We start from the raw sequence: 15,409 nt of genomic DNA, 5'->3' as shown, positions 1-15,409 counted from the left end.
GTGGTGGACCGGGCGAAGCCGGGCGAGCAGGTCAGGACGTCGTTCCCGGGGCCGCGGCAGCCGAGCCTGGCCGACGTCGCCGGCATGGCCGGGGTCTCGCACATGACCGTCTCGCGTGTGGTCAACGAGAGCGGGCCGGTGCGCCCGGAAACCCGCGAACGGGTGCTCGCCGCCGTGCAGAAGCTCGGGTACCGGCCCAACACCGCCGCGCGGACGCTGGTCACCGGCCGGTCCGGGACCCTCGGTGTGGTCGCGCTGGAGTCGAACCTCTACGGCCCGGCGAGCACGCTGTACGGCATCGAGAACGCGGCGCGCGAAGCCGGCTACGGGATCGCGATCTGCAGCGTGACCCGGCCCGGGCGGACGTCGATCGGCGATGCGGTGGAGAGCCTGCGGCGCCAAGCCGTCGAGGGCATCGTCGTGATCGCCCCGCACGTCACGGCCGGGCGCGCCCTGGCCGCGGCACCCGCGGACATCCCGCTGGTCGCGGTGGGCGGCGGCGAGTCCGCGCCGGTCCCGGTGATCTCGGTCGACCAGTACGACGGCGCCCGGCGGGCCACCGAGCACCTCCTCGCGCTCGGCCACCGGACGGTCTGGCACGTCGCCGGGCCCGAGGACTGGCTCGAGGCCCGCGACCGCGAACGCGGCTGGCGAGAGACCCTCGAAAAGCGCGGCCTGCGGGTGCCCGCGGTCGTGCGCGGCGACTGGAGCCCGCGGTCGGGCTACGAAGCGGGCCGCGCGCTCGTCGGCAAACGCGGGCTCAAGGCGGTCTTCTCGGCCAACGACCAGATGGCGCTGGGCCTGCTGCGCGCGTTCACCGAGGCCGGGATCCGCGTGCCGGAGGACGTCCACGTCGCGGGGTTCGACGACGTGCCGGAGGCCGCGTACTTCACCCCGCCGCTGACAACGGTGCGCCAGGACTTCATCGAGGTCGGCCGCAAGACGTTCGGGCTCCTCGAGGACCGCATGGCGGGCGGTGACGTCGGCGCGCGGCACCTCGTGCCCGCCGAGCTGATCGTGCGGGAGAGCACCGGGCCGCGCTGACCCGACGTCGGAACTGATCCATCTCGGTGTTGCATCTTGACCGCTTCTGTGTGATCGGCGAAGGATCGTGTTCGGTTCTGGTCCCCGCCGTCCCGGAGGTCCCCCGTGCGTGCCGTCATCCGGACTCTGCTCGTCGCCGTGCTCGCTCTGGCCGGGATCACCGTCCCGACGGCGTCGGCGGCACCCGCGCCCGCCGCGAAAGCGACGCACACGGTCACCTACGACGGCTATTCGTTCCTCGTCGACGGCAACCGGACCTACCTCTGGTCCGGTGAGTTCCACTCCTACCGGCTGCCGAGCCCGGACCTGTGGCTCGACATCTTCCAGAAGATGAAGGCCGCCGGCTTCAACTCGACGTCGCTGTACTTCGACTGGGGTTATCACTCGCCGAAGCAGGGCGTCTACGACTTCACCGGCGTCCGCGACCTCGACAGGCTCCTCGACGTGGCGCAGCAGGCCGGGCTCTACGTCATCGCGCGGCCCGGGCCGTACATCAACGCCGAGGTCGACGGAGGCGGGTTCCCGACCTGGCTGTCCACGACGCCCGGCCACACGCGCAGCGCCGACCCGGTCTACCTGAAGTACTCCGACGAGTGGCAGACGCAGATCGACCGGATCATCGCGCGCCACCAGCTCACCAACGGCACCGGCAGCGTGCTCGCCTACCAGGTCGAAAACGAGTACTACAACGGTAACGCCGACGGCCGCGCCTACATGAAGCACCTCGAGGACAAGGCCCGTGCCGACGGCATCACGGTTCCCTTGGTGGGCAACAACAACGGCACCTTCAACGCCGGTGAAGCCGCCCTCGACGTCGACGCCGCCGACTCCTATCCGCAGGGTTTCGACTGCTCCAACCCGACGCGCTGGAACGGCGTCCCCGACATCAGCTACGACCACGTGCCCGGCAAGCCGCTGATCACCGCCGAATTCCAGGGCGGCGCCTTCGACCCGTGGGGCGGGCCGGGCTACGAGAAGTGCGCCCAGCTGATCAACGACCAGTTCGCGAACGTCTTCTACAAGCAGAACATCGCGGTCGGCGCCACCGGCCAGAGCTTCTACATGCTGCACGGCGGGACGTCGTGGGGCTGGAGCGCGATCCCGCAGAACTACACCTCCTACGACTACGGCGCGGCGATCACCGAGGCCCGGCAGTTCGACCCGAAGTACAACGAAGACAAGCTGATCGGCTACTTCACCCAGTCCGTCACCCCGTTGACCAAGACCGACGGGCTGGCCGCGGCGCCGCTGACCGATCCGGCGCTCACCGACACCGCCCGGATCAACCCGGACACCCGCACGCAGTTCCACACCCTGCGCCACACGGATTCGACCTCCACCGCCACGAACACCACGAACATCGCGCTCGACCTGGCCGCGCACGCCGGTTACACCTACGACGACCGCGCCGGCGAGGTCGGCTACACCGGCACCTGGAGCCACGTCGGGCCCGAGGTGAACTACACCGGCGGCGACTACCAGCACACCGAGTCGTTCTCGGAGGTCACCGGGGACAGCGTCAGCATCCCGTTCACCGGCACCGGGATCCGCTGGGTGACGTCGAAGGACCCGAGCCACGGGATCGCGGACGTCTACCTGGACGACACGAAGGCCGGCACCGTCGACCTCTACGCGGCGAGCAAGCAGAACCAGGTCACCGGGTACGAAGCGCGCGGCCTGACCGCCGGGGCGCACACGCTGAAGATCGTCGTCACCGGGCAGAAGAACACGAACGCCACCGGGCCGTTCGTCGTCGTGGACGCCGTCGACCTGCTGTCCGGCAGCACCGACTACTACCCGGTCGTGCCGCAGCAGCCCGGCACCGGCCTCACGCTGAACGGCCGCCAGTCGAAGATCCTCGTCGCCGGGTACGACCTCGGGCGGACGCGGCTGCAGTACTCGACGTCGGAGATCATGACCACCGCGGCTATCGGCGGCCGGGACGTCGCGGTCCTCTACGGCGACCAGGGCGGGCCGGGTGAGACCGTCCTGCGGTTCGCGAAGCAGCCGTCGGTGCAGGTCCTCGACGGCGCCGCAACGTCCACTTGGGACGCCGGCCGCGGTGACCTGCGGCTGAACTACACCCATCACGGCCTGACGCGGGTGCTGGTGACCCCGCCCGGTGCGCGTCCCCTGCTCCTGCTGCTCGCGGACAAGGCGACGGCGGCGACGTTCTGGCGCCAGGACACCGCGGCCGGGCCGGTCCTGGTCCGCGGCACCCACCTGGTGCGAACCGCGGCCGACAACCACGGCACCCTGGCCCTGACCGGCGACACCGGCGCCGACGGCGCGTTCGAGGTCTTCGGCACCACGAAGGACGTCACCTGGAACGGTTCCCGGGTCGCAACCCGGCCGACCTCGAGCGGCAGCCTGACCGCCACCGCGCCGGCCGCAAAAGCCGTGACCCCGCCCGCCCTGACCGGCTGGAAGCACCAGCAGGAGTCTCCGGAAAGCCAGCCGGCGTTCGACGACTCCGCGTGGCCGGTGGCCGACAAGGAGAGCAGCAACAGTTCGACGGCGCTCGGCACCAAACCGGTGCTCTTCGCCGACGACTACGGCTTCCACACCGGCAACACCTGGTACCGCGGCCACTTCACCGGGACCGGGCAGCAGACCGGGATCACCCTCTCGAGCCAGAGCGGCGGCCCGGCGGGCGCGTTTTCGGCGTGGCTCAACGGTGTCTTCCTCGGCAGCTCCACCGAGCCGCAGCACACGTTCGGTTTCCCGGCCGGCGCCCTGCGCCAGGGGGACAACCAGATCTCCGTGCTGACCGTCAACATGGGACACGAGGAGGACTACGGCGCGAACAACGGCAACAAGGCCGCGCGCGGGCTCACCGCCGCCCGGCTGACCGGGGCGCCGCTGACGTCGGTGACCTGGCGGCTGCAGGGTGTCCGCGGCGGCGAGACCGGGCTCGACCCGGTCCGCGGCCCGCTCAACACCGGCGGGCTGTACGGCGAGCGCGCGGGCTGGTCGCTGCCCGGCTTCCCGGACGCGCGCTGGGCGCCGGCGTCGCTCCCGGCGAAGGACACGACACCCGGCGTCTCGTGGTACCGGACGTCGGCGGATCTGGATTTGCCGCGCGGCCAGGACACCTCGCTCGGGCTCACGATCACCGACGACCCGGCTCGGCAGTACCGCGCGCTGCTGTTCGTCAACGGCTGGCAGCTCGGCCAGTACGTCAACTACCTCGGGCCGCAGCACAGCTTCCCGATCCCGAACGGGATCCTGAACCCGAACGGCCACAACACCATCGCCGTCGCGGTGTGGAACCTCGGCGGCAGCACGGGCGGCCTCGGCAAGATCACCTGGACGAACTACGGCAGCTACCGCTCGCCGCTGACCGTCCGGCAGAACGCCTCGCCCGGGTACGACGCCGCGCGGTACACGATGCCGCCGGCGCCGACCGCGGGGGTGTCCCTGACCGCGCCGGACACCGCGTCGGGCGGGCAGCGGTTCACCGCCTCGGCGACGGTCCGGGTGCCCGCGGGCGCACCTGCGGCGTTCGACGTGAAGCCGACGCTGACCGCGCCGGCCGGGTGGACGGTCGGTCCCGCGGCACCGCCTTCGGTCGCGCGGATCGACGGCGGCGGCTCGGCGACGTTCTCGTGGCCGGTCACCGCTCCCTCCACAGTGGACACGGCTGCCCTGAAGGTGGCGGTGACCTACCGGCAGGCCGGCCGTCCGGGTGCGGTGACCGGGGAACGGATCGTCGGCGCGGTGCCGCCGGCGCCGCCCGCCGGGCAGGTCGCGGTGAGCTCACTGCCGTTCCTGACCGCCACGAACGGCTGGGGCCCGGTCGAGCGCGACACGAGCAACGGCGAGGCGAGCGCGGGGGACGGCAAGCCGATGACCATCGGCGGCGTGGCGTACCCGAAGGGCCTCGGTGTCCACGCGGCGAGCGACGTCCAGCTCTACCTGGCCGGTTCGTGCACCCGGCTGACCGCTTCGGCCGGTGTCGACGGTGAGACCGGCACCGGGGGCAGCGTCAGCTTCAGCGTCTCGGTGGACGGCGCGACCCGCGTGACGACGCCGGTGGTGCGGGGCGGCCAGGCGGCCGTGCCGATCGACGTCGACGTCACCGGGGCCCAGGTCCTGGACCTGCTGGTGGGCGACGGCGGGGACGGCAACGGCAACGACCACGCGGACTGGGCGCTGCCGACGCTGACCTGCGTCACGCCGCCTGGCGGGTGAATTCCGGCAGCGGGCGGACGAAGAACGTGGCCCGCACCTCCCGGCGTTCCTTCCACAAGTGGTACAGCGCCAGCCCGAAGATGATCGAGCCCATCACGTTCGCGATGAAGTGCCACCAGACGCGGTAGGTCGTCAGCCCCGGGCCCGGGTCGATCAGCCCGAAGAACGTCGACAGGCCGATGGCGCGCGAGCCGAGCGCCACGGACAGCGTGAGGACCAGGTGCTCGAGCCCGTGCAAGCCCTGCATCCACACGCCCATCTTCGCCCAGCGCCGGGTGCGGGTGCCGACGGCGCGGCGGGTGATCACCATGACGCCGGCGAGCCCGGCCAGGAAGATGAAGTTGCCGGTGAGGTGCAGCAGCTCCATCCCGAAGGTCGGCCGGTTCGGCAGGACCATCTGCAGCCCGTCGGCCAGCCCGGTGCCCCACGGTGTCATCCACGCCGGGGCGTTCGGGTGGCCGAGCCAGTACCCGACCTGCGCGATGTGCTCCTGGACGTGGCCGAGCTGCCCGAGCACACCGACACCGATCACCGCGAGCGAGCCGCGGTAGACCCAGGGCCGCACCGGCCCGCGGTTCGCGTACGCCAGCACCCCGACCGCGGCCCACATGGCCAGCGCCCAGAGCACGAGCAGGCTCGCCCCCGCGACGTCCCAGCCCGACATCGACGTCATCGGCATGTCCATGATCGCCTCCCGTCTCGTCCCCTCGACACTATCCGGAGGCTGGGCCGCGGAACCTCTTCCCGAATGCCCGAAAAACGTTACAGGACAACGGTTTTCGGTCAGGAGAGGACAAGTCGGACGGCCAGCGCGGTGATCACCGCACTCGACACGAGTGCGGTCACCAGCCGGCCGCGCGGCCCGGTGAGGAGCCGGCCGAGCAGGGCGCCGCCGCCGGCCAGGAGGGCCTGCCAGCTCGCCGAGGCGGCGAACGCGGCGAGCACGAACACCACCTGGCCGGGCGCCGGAACGGCGGCGCCCGCGCGGTCGCCGACGACCAGCGCGGCGAAGTAGACGACCGTGGTGGGGTTGACCAGTGTGACGGCGAGCAGGCTGACGTAGGCGCGTCCAGGCGCGAGCGGGGTCACCGTGCGCACGGCGGGGTCGCGGTGTGAGCGCAGGGCCAGCACCGCGCCGCGGATCGCCAGCACCACGAGGATCCCGGCCGAGCCGAACCGCAGCGGCCCGGCGACCGGTGTGATCACCCCGGCGATCGCGGCCCCGCCGAGCACGGCGACCAGCGCGTACACCCCGTCGGCGGTCGCGACACCGAGCGCCGCGGCGAGGCCGGTTTTGAGGGAGGTGCGGGCGGTGAGCGCGACGAGGTAGGTGGCGACGGCGCCGACCGGGATCGCGATGCCGTAGCCGGCCAGCAGGCCGGCGACCAGCGCCCCGGTCACGGCGTCGGGCGGATCGACCTCCGCGGACGGCACGGCTGCTGCCGGACCGGCGCGGTGGTCGCGGCGACGGTCGGCAGGAGCGGGGTGCGGTGCGTGGTCATGCGCCGATGGTGCTGCCGGGCGGTCCGGGCGGGCAACCGGATTTCCAGCCGGTGCGTGCCGGGGAGCTGTGCTTGAATCGGCCCGGGGGAGCCGCCGACGCGAGAAAGGGCTTTCACGATGCGGGTCGACCTGAGCGGGAAGACGGCGCTGGTCACCGGGTCCACCCAGGGCATCGGCTCGGCGATCGCCGCGGGTCTCGCGGCCGCGGGCGCGCGGGTCGCGATCAACGGCCGCGGCGAGACCGGGGTCCTGAAGGCCATCGCGCGGCTGCGCGAGGACCTGCCGGACGCGGACCTGGTGCCCGCACCCGGCGACGTCTCGGAGGAGGCCGGCGCGGCGCAGGTCGTCGAGGCGGTGCCGGACGCCGACATCCTGGTCAACAACCTCGGCATCTTCGGCGCCCAGGAACCCCTCGAGATCACCGACGCCGACTGGCGGCGCTACTTCGAGGTCAACGTCCTGGCGGCGGTGCGGCTCACCCGCGCGTACCTGCCCGGGATGACCGAGCGCGGCTGGGGCCGGATCCAGTACATCGCCAGCGACTCCGCGGTCGTTATCCCGGCCGAGATGATCCACTATGGAGTGTCGAAGACGGCGCTGCTCGGGGTGTCCCGCGGGTTCGCCAAGCACGCGGCCGGGACCGGGGTCACCGTCAACGCCGTCATCGCCGGCCCGACGCACACCGGCGGTGTCGAGGACTTCGTCTACGAGCTGGTGGACAAGGACCTGCCGTGGGACGAGGCGCAGCGCGAGTTCATGAAGAAGCACCGGCCGCAGTCGCTGCTGCAGCGGCTGATCGAGCCTGAGGAGATCGCGAACCTGGTGGTGTACCTCAGTTCGCCGTTCGCCTCGGCGACCACCGGCGCGGCCGTGCGCGTAGACGGCGGGTACGTCGACTCGATCCTGCCCTGAGCCGGGTCCCGCTCCCGCCCGGAAGCACGGGGGAACCTCTGGCGGGAACGGGAGTTCGGGGCCGGTACGGGGGGCCGCCTCGCGGCGGAAGGCACAACACGGCTCCAGCGTGACCGGTATTCCGTGAAGGCAAGGGGTGAGGCCCGGGGGCACCGCCGTACCGACACTCCGTACAACGCGCCGGGCCGCCCGGTGTTCCGCGGCCGGGAGTGACGTGCGTCGCCGGGGTACCCCGCCCAGGGGTCGCCCGGACGGGCGCGCCGGGTGTCGGGATCCGCGTTCGTGGTTCATGATCGATTTCATGGACCACATCGAGACACCGGCGAAACCCGCCCGCGGCCTGCGCCGGGTCCTCCTCGCGGCGGCAGCGGGCGCGGTGCTCGCCGCCGCCGCGTGGGTGGCCCTCTGGCTGGCCATGCACCTGTGAGCTACGGCGTGACCGGGATGTTCGTCAGCCCGGACCTGGCGTTCGTGACCGTGTTGGACGCGTACACCACGTTCGGGTCGGCCGAGCACTTCGACACCGAGCTGATCTTGATCGCGTAGCCGCCGACGCCGCCCAGGTCGGACTTGTTGTTGCGCCACACGTTGCCGCAGCCGTTGTCGAACGACGGGCTGGTGCTCGTGTTGTGGTTCTCGTAGCCGTTGGCGAACGTGCCGGGTGCGGAGAACGTGCCCGTGTTGTTCTCGATCGTGTAGCCGATGCCCTTGACGTCGATCCAGGAGTCGGCCGAGTTCTCGCCGGAGATGCCGCGGCCGTCGAAGGTGTTGCCGCGGATCACGCCGGTGAAGGTGCCTTCCTTGACGTCGATCGCTTCCGCCGCGATGAACGGGCCGATGTGGTTGTCCAGCACCTGGATCCGGTCGCCGCGGTCCACGCCGCCGGAGTTGCCGTGGCAGGCCCAGTTCGAGTTGGCCGAGCCGAGGTAGACGCCTTCGCCGTACCCGGGCTGCACCAGGCCGGTGTAGGTGATCGTCGAGTTCTTCAGCACGCTGTCGGCCGACGAGCGGCGGAAGTGGACCGCCTCCTCGTCGACGTGGTTGACGTTCACCCCGTCGATCGTCGTGTGTGGCGAGTTGTCGACGACGATGCCCTTCTTGGACTCCTGGACCGTGAAGCCGGTGAGGTTCCAGTACGGCGCGCCCGACAGCCAGAGGCCGTAACCCGAGTCCCAGCCCGCGGTCGGCGCCGGGCAGTCCGGCGCGTCGCCCGACGGGCCGTCGTTGATCAAGATGGCGTTCGCCGGGCCGGACAAGGTGATCGGCTTCGCCGCCGTGCCCGCCTTCGTCGTGACGAACGAACCGCGGTAGGTGCCGGCGGCCAGCTTGATCGCCTGGCCCGGGGCCGCGCCGGCCAGGGCGGCCTGCAGCTGGGCGGCGGTCGAGACGTTCACGGTGTCGCCGGCCGGCGGGGGAGTGGTCGTCGTGGTCGGTGGGGGCGTGGTGGTGGTGGGTGCCGGGGTGGTCGTGACGGGGCCGCCGCCCGCGCACGGCACGCCGTTGATCGTGCAGCTTCCGGGCAGTCCTGAGCCCGCGACGTTGAAACCGAAGTCCGCGGTGGCACCCGGCTCGACCGCGCCGTTGAACCCGGCGTTGGTGAACTTGTAGTGCTGCCCGGCCTGGGTCTTCACCGAGCTCCACGAGCTGCTCACCGACGTCCCGGCGGGCAGGTCGAACTCGACGGTCCACCCGGTCGCGGTGGCGTCGCCGCGGTTGGTGATGGTGTACCCGGCGCCGTAACCCCCGTTCCAGACCGAGGTCTGCGCGAAGGTGGCGGACAGGTTCGCCGCCGCGGCCTGCGCGGTCACCGCGCCGGTCAGCGCGACGGCGACGGCCGTGGCGGAAATCGTGACGGTACCCAGGAAAACGGCACGGCTGAGCGGACTTCGCAGGGACACCAGGAGCCTCCGGGAGAAGCGGACAGCGGAGGTGTTGCGGCGTACACCCGGACCGTCCCTTTATAGGTCACCCATGTGACGTGCGTCAACTCGCTGAACGCGCGTCAGATACGTGAACAACTCAGCCGGTGACGCTCGGCGCGCCCGTCTCGACGTGGCCGCTGAACCGGCGCAGGAACTTCGGGTCCGCGTCGAGCGTCGCCGACAGGTCGTACCAGCCGGAGCCGTAGGTGACGGGGTTCCAGTCGTCGGTGAGCGTCTGACCGGCGGCCAGCGCGTACGTCCACGGCCCGTCGGTGCGGTAGTGGTTCGCGGTCACCGTGAGCTTCACGGCGGTCGAGCCGCCGTTGCGCATCGTCAGCCGCAGCTTGTTCTCGGTGGTGTAACCGGCCGTGACGTCGACACCCGCGCCGGCGCTGTTCGCGTCCCCGGCGAAGACCCAGCGGAACCGGTTGGGCCCGTGCACCGCGACGCCGTACTTGCCGCCGCCGTAGAGCTGGACCCGCCAGGTGTCGCTGACCTGCGCCCCGGGAGCGACGTCGTAGGGCCACGGGCCGTCGGTCTGGCCGTCGTTGGGGTAGGCCATCAGCTGCACGGCCGCGGTGCCCTGGTTGGCGAACGTCGTGGTCAGGATCTGGTGGTCCGCGCTCAGCGAGGTCGTCACCAGCGGCCGGTAGGGCAGCGGCCGGGCGGGGCGGGTTCCGGCCTCCTGCACCGGCGCCTGCTGCTTCCCGGTCGCCGGTGGTGCGGGCTTCGGCAGTTTCCGCTGCGTGTCGTCGGCCTGCTTGCGCAGGGCCGCGGTGTCGGGCAGCACCGGGATCTGGAGGTTTTGCGTGCCGAAGTCGAAGCAGCTCATCAGGTCACCGCAGATCGCGCGGCGCCACGCGCTGATGTTCGGTTCGGCGACGCCGGTCCAGCGCTCCAGGAACCGGATCACCGAGGTGTGGTCGGTGACCTCGGAGCTGACCCAGCCGCCGCGGCTCCACGGCGAGATCACCGTCATCGGCACCCGCGCGCCGAGCCCGATCGGCTTCCCGCCGATGTACTCGCCGGTGGTGCCGGACGGCGCGATCGGCGGCACGACGTGGTCGAAGAAGCCGTCGTTCTCGTCGTAGTTGATCAGGACCACGGTGGACTCCCAGAGCTTCGGGTTGGCCCACAAGGCGTTCAGCACGGTCTGGGTGTACGCGGCGCCGTCGACCGGGCGGGCTTCCGGGTGCTCGCAGTAGCCGTACGGCGCGACGATCCAGGACACGCGGGGGAGTGCCCCGCTCGCGCAGTCGGCGGTGAACTCGGCGAGAACGTGGCCGACGTCCTTGCCCCGGCCCGAATCCGGGCCCCAGGTCTTGAACACACTGGCCCGCCTGGACAGTTCGCTCGTGTAGTCCTGGTGGTAGGCCTTGAACAACCAGAGCGGGTTGTCGCCGTAGTCGCCGACGAAGGAGCCGCTCGCGTCACCGACCTCCTTGTTGGCGTAGACCTTCCACGAAACGCCGTGCTGCTGCAGGCGTTCCGGGTAGGTCGTCCAGCTGAAGACCGGCTGGTAGTCGGCCGGGTTGTAGTTCGCCGGGCCGCCCGCCCGGCCCGCGGCGTCGATCGTGCCGGTGAACAGGTAGAGCCGGTTGGGGGTGGTCGGGCCCTGCACGGAACAGAAGTAGTGGTCGCACAGGGTGAACGCGCCGGCCAGCGCGTGGTGGAACGGGATGTCGCCCGGCCCGAAGTAGCCCATGGTCATCTCGCCCTTGGCGGCGACCCACGCGTTGTTCGCGCCGCCGGCGATCGCCTGGTGCTGGTCGGCCCAGCCGTGGCCGAGGTCGCCGAGGTCCTGACCGTCCACTTTGGTGGTGTCCACGCGGAACGGCAGCAGGTACTTCCCGTCGGAGCGGCCGGAATCGGGCTGGTGGAAGACGTCCTGGCCGTTCGGGAGCACGATCGCCGACCGGTCGCCGAAGCCGCGGACACCCTTCATGGTGCCGTAGTAGTGGTCGAACGACCGGTTCTCCTGCATGAGGACGACCACGTGTTCGACGTCGGACAGGCTGCCGCTCACCCGCGGTTCGGCGAGGGCTTCGGCCATCCCCGGCGGCAGGGCGCCGAGGGCGCCGGCGGCGGCGACCCCGCCGAGGAAGCTGCGGCGGGTGAGTCGGTTCGGGTCGGCCATCACGGGAGCCTCCAGGGGACCTCGGCGGGCAATCCACAGCCTAAATGGCTGAAGCTGCTCAAAAACACCGACCTTCGGACGTAATCGAGCAGAAGATGTTCACGTTCTGTTAGACTGCCGGTCCCGCGTTGTGACACTTTCCGGTGACGCGGAGCTGAACGGGCGCCGGGCGGGGAACTCCTCCCAGCACAAACCCCTGGCACACAGGGGATTCCGGAAGGGGAGCACCATGAAGACCCGCATCGCCGCACTCGCGGCCGCCCTCGCTCTCGCCTCGGCCGTCGCCACCGCGACCCCCGCGTCGGCGGACCCGGTGCCCGGCAGTCCGAACCAGTTCTACGCCTACTGCTCGGTCGACCTGCTCGGAGTGCCGCTGGGGTGCACCGAGACCGACGCGGCCCACTCGTCGCACATCTGCCAGTACGTCTCGACCGCGCTCGGCCTGGGCCTCGACTGCATCCAGCGCTGAACCGCGGCCCGAGTTGCCCGAAAGTACCCGGTGGTCCGGACCATCGGGTACTCGTCGGAAAATGTCCGACCGGATAGTCTTGTTCTTCGCCACCTGCCCGTTCATACTTTGTTGCCATCCACAACAAATAGGGTGCCGGTGAGCCGCCAGCCGTCGCCCGCGGAACGGAAGAGGCGACAATGATGTCGACCTGGAACTCCGCCCGAGGGTGGCGGACGGCCCGGCTGCTGGCCGCGCCCGCCGCCCTGCTCGTGCTCGGCGCCGTCGTGGCCGCCCCGCAGAGCCAGGCCGCGCCGGCCGCACCCCTCGCGAGCTTCACCGACGACTTCGACGGCCCGGCCGGCGCCGGTGTCGACGGCGGGAAGTGGGTCCACGAGACCGGCGACAACGTGAACAACCACGAGCGCCAGTGGTACACCGACGGCACCGCCAACGCGGCGCTCGACGGCCAGGGCCACCTCGTGATCACCGCGAAGAAGGAGAACAGCGGCAACAACTGCTGGTACGGCGCCTGCGAATACACCTCGGCGCGGCTCAACACCTCCGGCAAGTTCACCGCGTCCGCCGGGCACATCGAGGCCCGGATGAAGCTGCCCCGCGGGCAGGGCATGTGGCCCGCGTTCTGGATGCTGGGCTCGGACATCGGCAACGTCGGCTGGCCGCAGTGCGGCGAGATCGACATCATGGAGAACGTCGGCTTCGAGCCGAACACGGTGCACGGCACCATCCACGGCCCGGGCTACTCGGGTTCCGGCGGCATCGGCGCGGCCTACAACGGCCCGAACTTCTCCGACGACTTCCACACCTACGCGATCGACTGGTCGCAGGACAAGATCGTCTGGTCGGTCGACGGCAACGCCTACCAGACCCGCACCCCCGCCGACGTCGGCGGCAACCAGTGGGTGTTCAACCACGACTTCTTCGTGATCTTGAACCTCGCGGTCGGCGGCTACTGGCCCGGCGACCCCGACGGCAGCACCCAGTTCCCGCAGCAGCTCGTCGTGGACTACGTCCACGTGAGCTGACCCCGCGGCGCGGGGCAAGGCCTCCCGTCGTGCGCGCGGCACGGCGGGAGGCCTTCCGGCGCCTTTTGGTACAGAACCGCGACACTTCTGGTTCAGACCTGTCGAACAACCCCGACGGACCGGCGATCTTCCCCGGACAGAGTGACCGGTGTGCGCTCGACCAGCGCACCCCGGCACCCGGAGGAGACCCATGGCCCGTACCCGCATCCCACCGCTGGCCGGCGGGCTGGCCGCCGCCGTGGCGGTGGCGCTCGCCGCGGCCTGCTGGGTCGTCTTCCCGCCCGAGGTCGCCGGGCGGGCGAGTGCCGCCCGGCCGGACGTCGACCTGCCGCTGCCGTGGCCCGCCGGGGGCCAGGCCAGCGCCGAGGTCCAGGGCCTCGGCTCGCTCGGCAGCCGGGGTGAGCAGCAGCCGGTGCCGATCGCCAGCGTCACCAAGGTCATGACCGCCTACGTCGTGCTGAAGGACCACCCGCTCGCCGACGGGGAAGCCGGTCCCGAGATCACCGTCGACGACCAGGCCGAAGCCGAGTCGACGTCGTCCGAAGAGTCGACCGCGCCGGTGCGTGCGGGACGCCGGATCAGCGAACGGGACCTGCTGGCCCTGATGCTCGTCCCGTCCGGCAACAACGTCGCCCGCCTGCTCGCCCGCTGGGACGCCGGGAGCCAGGACGCCTTCGTCGCGAAGATGAACCGCGAGGCCGCCGCGCTCGGCATGACCAGCACCACCTACACCGGCGCGAGCGGCGTCGAGGACTCGACTACCAGCACCGCCGCCGACCAGCTGCGGCTGGCCCGCGAGGTGATGAAGAACGGCGTGATCCGCTCGATCGTCGGCACCGCGAGCCTGCGTGTCGACGGGGTGCCGGGTGCCGTCGTCAACACGAACACGCTGCTGGGCCGCAACGGCGTGATCGGGCTCAAGACCGGGTCGTCGACCGCGGCCGGGGGTGCCCTGATGTGGGCGGCGCAGGCGCGGGGTGGTGCGCTGATCCTCGGTGTGGTGCTGCACCAGAGCCCGGGCGGGAGCCCGGCCGCCGGGTTGCGGGCCGCGCTGGACAACAGCGAGAAGCTCATCACCGCGATCCAGCGGGAACTGCCGGCGGCAACCCGATGACCGCGATCACCGAACCGATGACCCTGCCGAAACCGGACCACCGCACCGGAATCTGGCGCCGCGGCCGCGTGATCGCCGTTCTTGCCGTGCTGACGGCGTTGCTGCTGCTCGCGCACCCGCTGGTGCCCAACTGGGTGGGCAACGCCGGCAGCCTGCTGGAGACCGTCCTGCCGTGGATCGGCCTGCTCGTCGTGCCGCTGCTGGTGGCGGCGCTGGTCCGGCGCTCGGCGCTCGCGCTGGTGGCTCTCCTGCTGCCCGCCCTCGTCTGGGGTGTGTCGTTCGGCGGCCGGGTGTTCGACAAGCGGGGGACCGGCGGCGACCTCACGATCGTTTCGCACAACGTCAACGACGAGAACCGCGACCCGCTCGGCACCGCACGCGCGCTGGCCGCCTCCGGTGCGCAGGTGATCGCGCTGGAAGAGCTGAAGAAGTCCGAGATCCCGAAGTACGAGGAGGCGCTCGCGGCGGGCTACCCGCACCACTCCGTGCAGGGCACCGTCGGCATCTGGAGCACCTTCCCGCTCGGGGACACGCAGCCGGTGGCGATCATGCCGTGGACCCGCGCGCTGCGGACCACAGTGGACACTCCGAAGGGGCCGGTGGCGGTCTTCGTGGCCCACCTGCCGTCGGTGCGGGTGCGGCTCGACTCCGGGTTCACCGCGAACGGCCGTGACGACGCGATCGGCCTGCTCGCCGACGCCGTCAAAGCGGAATCCGCGCCGCGCACGGTACTGGTCGGCGATTTCAACGGCACCACCGACGACCGCGCGCTCGCGCCGATCACCGGCCGGCTGCAGGCGGCCCAGGACGAAGCCGGCGACGGCTTCGGCTTCAGCTGGCCGGCAGCACTGCCGATGGCGCGGATCGACCAGATCTTCGTGAGCGGGGTGCGCCCGGTGGCGGCGTGGACGTTGCCCGCGACCGGCAGCGACCACCTGCCCGTCGCGGCCTCCTTGACGCTCTGACGCGGCGGGAACATGCCCTTGAACACCGGGCTGCCCGGGGGCCGGTGAATTTCCCACGACCCTTCCCGCAGGTCGGGCGACGAACCCCGCCGGCGGCGGACCGCTCGGCCCACGTGACGAGACC

Annotated in this window: 11 protein-coding genes and 1 pseudogene; 8 read left to right on the top strand and 4 right to left on the bottom strand. The window is 71.3% G+C overall.

Annotated features, from left to right (window positions below):
- Entirely contained in the window at positions 1–1,044 is a 1,044-nt protein-coding gene (locus tag ACIA5G_RS10655) for a LacI family DNA-binding transcriptional regulator (RefSeq protein WP_395923500.1), read from the top strand.
- 105 nt (positions 1,045–1,149) lie between these two features.
- Positions 1,150–5,238 (top strand): beta-galactosidase, encoded by a 4,089-nt coding sequence (locus ACIA5G_RS10650; RefSeq protein ID WP_395922351.1) that lies wholly within the window; start codon positions 1,150–1,152, stop codon positions 5,236–5,238.
- Here the strand turns inward: ACIA5G_RS10650 and ACIA5G_RS10645 are convergent.
- Together ACIA5G_RS10645 and ACIA5G_RS10640 are read right to left on the bottom strand one after the other, a co-directional pair.
- Positions 5,219–5,923 carry a DUF6008 family protein gene (locus ACIA5G_RS10645; RefSeq protein WP_395922350.1) on the bottom strand — a complete coding sequence of 235 codons (705 nt, stop codon included), beginning with the start codon at positions 5,921–5,923 and terminating at the stop codon, positions 5,219–5,221. The two genes, ACIA5G_RS10650 and ACIA5G_RS10645, sit on opposite strands and share 20 nt — an antisense overlap.
- A 98-nt stretch (positions 5,924–6,021) precedes the next feature.
- Positions 6,022–6,672: a LysE/ArgO family amino acid transporter gene (locus ACIA5G_RS10640; RefSeq protein WP_395922349.1), complete on the bottom strand. Its 651-nt coding sequence runs from the start codon at positions 6,670–6,672 to the stop codon at positions 6,022–6,024.
- A 186-nt stretch (positions 6,673–6,858) separates the two neighbouring features.
- Here ACIA5G_RS10640 and ACIA5G_RS10635 point away from each other — a divergent pair, with 186 nt between their 5' ends.
- Positions 6,859–7,653: an SDR family NAD(P)-dependent oxidoreductase gene (locus ACIA5G_RS10635; RefSeq protein WP_395922348.1), complete on the top strand. Its 795-nt coding sequence runs from the start codon at positions 6,859–6,861 to the stop codon at positions 7,651–7,653.
- Positions 7,654–7,954: 301 nt separating this feature from the next.
- Positions 7,955–8,080 (top strand): hypothetical protein, encoded by a 126-nt coding sequence (locus ACIA5G_RS10630; RefSeq protein ID WP_395922347.1) that lies wholly within the window; start codon positions 7,955–7,957, stop codon positions 8,078–8,080.
- Position 8,081: 1 nt separating this feature from the next.
- On the opposite strand, the gene ACIA5G_RS10625 is transcribed toward ACIA5G_RS10630, so the two are convergent.
- Together ACIA5G_RS10625 and ACIA5G_RS10620 are read right to left on the bottom strand one after the other, a co-directional pair.
- Positions 8,082–9,551 (bottom strand): cellulose binding domain-containing protein, encoded by a 1,470-nt coding sequence (locus ACIA5G_RS10625; RefSeq protein ID WP_395922346.1) that lies wholly within the window; start codon positions 9,549–9,551, stop codon positions 8,082–8,084.
- Positions 9,552–9,672: 121 nt separating this feature from the next.
- A complete protein-coding gene (locus tag ACIA5G_RS10620; protein ID WP_395922345.1) occupies positions 9,673–11,712 on the bottom strand; it encodes a phosphocholine-specific phospholipase C in 2,040 nt (679 codons plus the stop codon).
- Between the two features lie 229 nt (positions 11,713–11,941).
- Here ACIA5G_RS10620 and ACIA5G_RS10615 point away from each other — a divergent pair, with 229 nt between their 5' ends.
- The 4 genes and pseudogenes from ACIA5G_RS10615 (at position 11,942) to ACIA5G_RS10600 (ending at position 15,285) form a co-directional block, all read left to right on the top strand.
- Positions 11,942–12,181, top strand: coding sequence for a hypothetical protein (locus ACIA5G_RS10615; RefSeq protein ID WP_395922344.1), 240 nt, complete (start codon positions 11,942–11,944; stop codon positions 12,179–12,181).
- 179 nt (positions 12,182–12,360) lie between these two features.
- Positions 12,361–13,203: pseudogene (locus tag ACIA5G_RS10610) on the top strand (family 16 glycosylhydrolase); the annotation flags it as partial.
- 193 nt (positions 13,204–13,396) lie between these two features.
- Complete coding sequence (locus ACIA5G_RS10605) at positions 13,397–14,320, top strand: D-alanyl-D-alanine carboxypeptidase family protein (RefSeq protein WP_395922343.1); 924 nt, start codon at positions 13,397–13,399, stop codon at positions 14,318–14,320.
- Positions 14,317–15,285 carry an endonuclease/exonuclease/phosphatase family protein gene (locus ACIA5G_RS10600; RefSeq protein ID WP_395922342.1) on the top strand — a complete coding sequence of 323 codons (969 nt, stop codon included), beginning with the start codon at positions 14,317–14,319 and terminating at the stop codon, positions 15,283–15,285. The genes ACIA5G_RS10605 and ACIA5G_RS10600 overlap by 4 nt, the downstream gene beginning before the upstream one ends.
- Positions 15,286–15,409 lie beyond the last annotated feature (124 nt).

Source organism: Amycolatopsis sp. NPDC051758 (assembly GCF_044453095.1).
Classification (GTDB): Bacteria; Actinomycetota; Actinomycetes; order Mycobacteriales; family Pseudonocardiaceae; genus Amycolatopsis.
Note: the sequence above shows the minus strand (reverse complement) of the source record. Positions and strands in the feature narration are given on the sequence as shown.

Excerpts from the sequence above, each read along its gene's own strand:
- ACIA5G_RS10645 (WP_395922350.1), bottom strand. The coding sequence starts at position 5,923 with ATGGACATGCCGATGACGTCGATGTCGGGCTGGGACGTCGCGGGGGCG.
- ACIA5G_RS10635 (WP_395922348.1), top strand. The coding sequence starts at position 6,859 with ATGCGGGTCGACCTGAGCGGGAAGACGGCGCTGGTCACCGGGTCCACC.
- ACIA5G_RS10630 (WP_395922347.1), top strand. The coding sequence starts at position 7,955 with ATGGACCACATCGAGACACCGGCGAAACCCGCCCGCGGCCTGCGCCGG.
- ACIA5G_RS10620 (WP_395922345.1), bottom strand. The coding sequence starts at position 11,712 with ATGGCCGACCCGAACCGACTCACCCGCCGCAGCTTCCTCGGCGGGGTC.
- ACIA5G_RS10615 (WP_395922344.1), top strand. The coding sequence starts at position 11,942 with ATGAAGACCCGCATCGCCGCACTCGCGGCCGCCCTCGCTCTCGCCTCG.
- ACIA5G_RS10605 (WP_395922343.1), top strand. The coding sequence starts at position 13,397 with ATGGCCCGTACCCGCATCCCACCGCTGGCCGGCGGGCTGGCCGCCGCC.
- ACIA5G_RS10600 (WP_395922342.1), top strand. The coding sequence starts at position 14,317 with ATGACCGCGATCACCGAACCGATGACCCTGCCGAAACCGGACCACCGC.